Here is a 4,335-nt window from a genome sequence, read left to right on the forward strand (position 1 = left end):
TACTTTGCCATTGTGCCCAAGTATGGGCACAAAAAGAAAAAGGCCAAATAGAGTAGTTGGCCTTTACAGCCGCTTTTACTGGCGTAACTACTCTTCTAGTTGCTTAATTTTATGCTCAATTAAAGGATCGTCAGGTACAAGTTGTTGAGCAACTTCTAATAACTGAATGGCATCATTAGGATGCTCATCTTGATGCTTGAGGGCAACATCTATTAATGGCTGAATATCAATTTTTGCCTGATGTTCCTGTACGTGAACTTCTTTTTCATCAATCAAAATATTATGAGCTTTGCTTAATAGTGTTTGACGGTGAGCTGAGTTTACATTCGCTTTATTAAGGCTTTTGTAATAATCCTCTTTAAAACGTAAGGTTTTAGTTTGCAGACGAAACTGCGCAATATCAATTTGCTGATGCTGGATAAAATCGACGGCTACTTGCTTATAAAATCCAAACTTATTCAAATATGTGGCATGTGTGCCATGTCCCATACCAAATACTCGTAAGTGAGTTAACTGCTTATAGCGCTTAGCGTGCATTCGGTCTATACGATTAGTAGGATCGTAAATAACATAGCCTTGGGCATCTCCTAAATCTAGATCGTGATAATCTTGCTGCCAATCAAACTGCTGAGCTATATCGGTACTAGAGCGGTCATCCCACGGTACTAATTCTTTATTTTTAGTACTTACCGGATGGAAGAACAACACCTGATTTAGCTTTAATAGTTTAGCAAAAGCGCCAACAGCAAATCCGCCACGACTTAAACCATAGCCAAGTCGACAATTAAACGGCGTAAGTAATGTTGATAATTGCTCGAGAAAAAAGATTAAATTACGATTACGAAACCAATTACTTTTACCCAAATGCTGAAAAGCGATTACGTTTACGTTTTGTTTTTGAGCTAAGTGATAACCCCATGGTGCAAAATCAGGACGAAGATCTTGCTCTTGCACGTTAGTGCCAGCTGGGGAGAAGGTAAAAAGCAGGGGTCTATTAACGTCAACAAAATCATACTTAACAAATACATCGCCGAGTAAATCACTACCCGTCATGGGTAATCGAGTTTGTTGCTCATTGTGCGGGAGAGTTAACCATTCATCTAACCAATACAGTAATTTCATTAATCCTCCAGCTATAAGTCAGCATAGATCATATCAAACTCAATGAAATTAGGTCAAACCGATAGGGTATTACTGCGCCATTTTGATTATTACATCCCAGTCATTTTTAGTAACAGGCATTATTGATAGTCGTCCGCCCTTTTTAAGTGCGATTTCAGTAATATTGTCATTGGCTTTAATATCTTTAAGGCTAATTAATTTTTTTAAATGGCTTTGATAAGTAACCTCAACAACAACCCAACGTGGTTTGTCGCTGGTGGCTTTTGCATCGTAATAGTCGCTGCTTAAATCAAATTGAGTGGGGTCTGGGTAGGCTTCTTTAGTAACCTCGGCAATGCCCGCTACGCCCACGTGTTTACAGCTTGAATGATAAATCATTACTGAATCACCGACTTTGACGTCGTCACGCATAAAATTTCGTGCTTGGTAATTACGCACACCTTCCCAAAGAGTCGTTTGTTTTGGTGCGTTTTTTAAGTCATCTAATGAAAACGCATCGGGTTCAGTTTTAAATAGCCAGTAAGCCATAACAGTATTCCTAACAAATATTTACTTCCCACTATTGTATAGTATCATTTGGACACTAGGGTAATGAGGAAGAAATAATGAGCCAAGTATTAGATGATTTATTGTCGTTGTTAACACTTGAAGAAATTGAGCAAGGTTTATATCGAGGACAAAGCCAAGATTTAGGCTTTGGTGCTGTATTTGGTGGTCAAGTAATGGGGCAGGCGCTTTCTGCTGCCAAAGAAACTCTACCTGAAGGGCGAATAGTTCATTCATTACATTCTTACTTTTTACGCCCAGGCGATCCGGCTAAACCCATTGTTTATGACGTTGAAACTATTCGTGATGGTAAGAGCTTTAGTACGCGCCGAGTCAAAGCAATTCAGTACGGTAAACCTATTTTTTATATGACCGCGTCATTTCAGGGTGAAGAAAATGGGTTATCGCATCAAGCGACAATGCCTGATGTTCCCGCACCTGAGGAATTACGTTCATCGCTTGAGTTTTACCAAGATAACGCTTCGCATATCCCAGAGGTTATCCGTAATAAGTTTACCCGTGAAATGCCAATTGAAATGCGACCGGTTACTTTTCATAACCCGTTTAAACCAGAAGTTATGGAGCCGGTAAAGCATATTTGGTTTAAAGCTAATGGTGAAATGCCGGACGATCAGCGTATCCATAATTACTTATTAGCGTATGCGTCTGATTTTGAGTTTTTACCAACTGCATTACAACCTCATGGTGTATCGTTTATGCAGCCAAATATGCAAGTAGCTACTATTGATCATGCAATGTGGTTTCATCGTCCATTTAGAATGGATGATTGGATTTTGTATTCAATTGATAGTCCAAGTGCGAGTAATGGGTGTGGTTTGGTACGGGGGCAGTTTTTTGATCGCCAAGGCAACTTGGTTGCCTCAACAATGCAAGAAGGGGTTATGCGTCAACGTTAACCCCTTCTGTAAATGCATAGCTAGTTACACTGATCTTGAACTATATCGCTGATTGACTGCCAGACGCGTGCTGGCAGTAATGTTTTAAGGTGTGCGTAGGTTTCACATAGTTGTGTGCTACCTACTAAGCCCTTATCACCCTCTGTTATTAACGACTCGCCACGTAAGTTTTCGATAAAACTAACAAGTACTTTTTTGTCAAAAAACTCAGGTGTTTTTATGCCGTGCAGTGTACCTAAACGTTGTGCGAGTACTTGGCTTTCTCTTTCAAGCTCGGCTTTTTCAATGCCATCACTTGTTTGAATAAAACCAATTACAATAGCGTAACGTTGTAAAGTAAAGCTAAGTGCTCGTCCAAGCATTTCAAGCTTAGCTAGGCAGTCATTACTGTTCGTTATATGAATGTTATCGCCATCAAACTCAATTAAATTTTGATCAGCAAAGTTAGCTAAAATACGCGTTATGTAGTTTTCATCAAGAGGCTGTAAATACCATTCTTTAGCAAATAACGGATAAAACGTTTTTACAAGTTGCTGGCATTGAGCAATCGTAGTGCTGTGTTGTTTAAATAGATGTAGTGCAATTAAGCTTGGTACTGCAAACAAGTGCAAAATATTGTTTCGGTAGTAATTAAACAGTACTTTTTCTTTATCGCTAATAGTAATAATTTCGCCAAACTCATCACTGATAACTTCAAACTTATTAAGCTTTAATGCATGCGTTAGTAATTGCTCTGGTGTTTCGTCTGGTGTAGTTACTTTATTACTGTAGCTGGCATCACGCTGTAAGCGCAGATAAAAATCAAGCTGTGCTAATAGCTTTGGTTTACTCAATGCTTGCTTATCATTAACCAGCAATATCATCGCTAGTAAGTTAACCGCATTAAGCGCCGCTGCATTATTAATTTTAACCATTACTTGGTCGGCAAGTTTAGTTACTTGTGGTGCTAACCATTGTGGCTTTTGCACGTCAGTTGGGTGTATTGAATCACGCCAATCAGGTTGGTTATCGTTTAAGTATTGGTTAATAGAGATTGGATCGCCAAAGTTTAAATTACCACGACCGTAGTTTTTAAGGTTTTTGATTGCCTTAAAAATACCAAATATAGATTCGCCTTTTTTATCTTTACCATCCAGCTCTTTAAGGTAGGTGTTAATTTCCATGACGTGCTCGTAGCCAATGTAAACAGGAACAATAGATATTGGTCTGTCTATTCCGCGTAGCATTGCTTGTAATGTCATAGATAGCATACCCGTTTTAGGCGGAAGTAAGCGTCCAGTTCGGCTTCGACCGCCCTCCGTGTAAAACTTAACAGAGTAACCTTTAATAAACAGTTGGCTTAAATACTCTTTGAATATGGCAGAATAAAGTTTATTACCTGCAAACGAACGGCGAATAAAAAACGCACCAGAGCGTCTAAATATGCCTCCGGCAGGGAAAAAGTTAAGATTTATACCTGCAGCTATATGCGGAGGTACTAAACCTAAATGATAAATAGAGTAAGTAAGCAGTAAGTAATCCATATGGCTGCGATGACAAGGCATATAAATTATTTCATGCCCTTTATCTGTTAGTTCATGAATTTGTTCGGCGTGTTTAATATCAATACCATTATAAAGCTTATTCCATAACCAAGTTAAAAACCTTTCGGCCACACGTATCATTGCTTCAGAGTAATTAGCGGCTATTTCATCAAGTAGCTTAAGTGCATTTTGACGAGCTTCTGTTTGGCTAATGTTTTTAGCGTTAG

Annotated in this window: 4 protein-coding genes; 1 reads left to right on the plus strand and 3 read right to left on the minus strand. The window is 38.8% G+C overall.

Annotated elements, in window-relative coordinates; all coding sequences use genetic code 11:
- Positions 1 to 87 precede the first annotated feature (87 nt).
- Together H5072_RS12770 and H5072_RS12775 are read right to left on the minus strand one after the other, a co-directional pair.
- On the minus strand, positions 88 to 1,122 hold the full coding sequence (locus H5072_RS12770) for a cytosolic protein (RefSeq protein WP_182693724.1): 1,035 nt from the start codon (positions 1,120 to 1,122) through the stop codon (positions 88 to 90).
- Positions 1,123 to 1,191: 69 nt separating this feature from the next.
- The gene (locus H5072_RS12775; protein ID WP_182693725.1) at positions 1,192 to 1,650 is read right to left on the minus strand and encodes an EVE domain-containing protein; all 459 of its coding nucleotides are present in this window, start codon (positions 1,648 to 1,650) and stop codon (positions 1,192 to 1,194) included.
- A gap of 77 nt (positions 1,651 to 1,727) precedes the next feature.
- On the opposite strand from H5072_RS12775, the gene tesB reads away from it, so the two are divergent.
- The gene (tesB, locus tag H5072_RS12780) at positions 1,728 to 2,585 is read left to right on the plus strand and encodes an acyl-CoA thioesterase II (RefSeq protein WP_002957902.1); all 858 of its coding nucleotides are present in this window, start codon (positions 1,728 to 1,730) and stop codon (positions 2,583 to 2,585) included.
- A gap of 20 nt (positions 2,586 to 2,605) precedes the next feature.
- On the opposite strand, the gene plsB is transcribed toward tesB, so the two are convergent.
- A partial coding sequence (gene plsB, locus H5072_RS12785) for a glycerol-3-phosphate 1-O-acyltransferase PlsB (RefSeq protein ID WP_182693726.1) occupies positions 2,606 to 4,335 on the minus strand: 1,730 nt, incomplete at its 5' end.

This window comes from Pseudoalteromonas sp. SR45-5, from assembly GCF_014163565.1.
In the GTDB taxonomy this organism is placed as follows: Bacteria; Pseudomonadota; Gammaproteobacteria; order Enterobacterales; family Alteromonadaceae; genus Pseudoalteromonas; species Pseudoalteromonas distincta.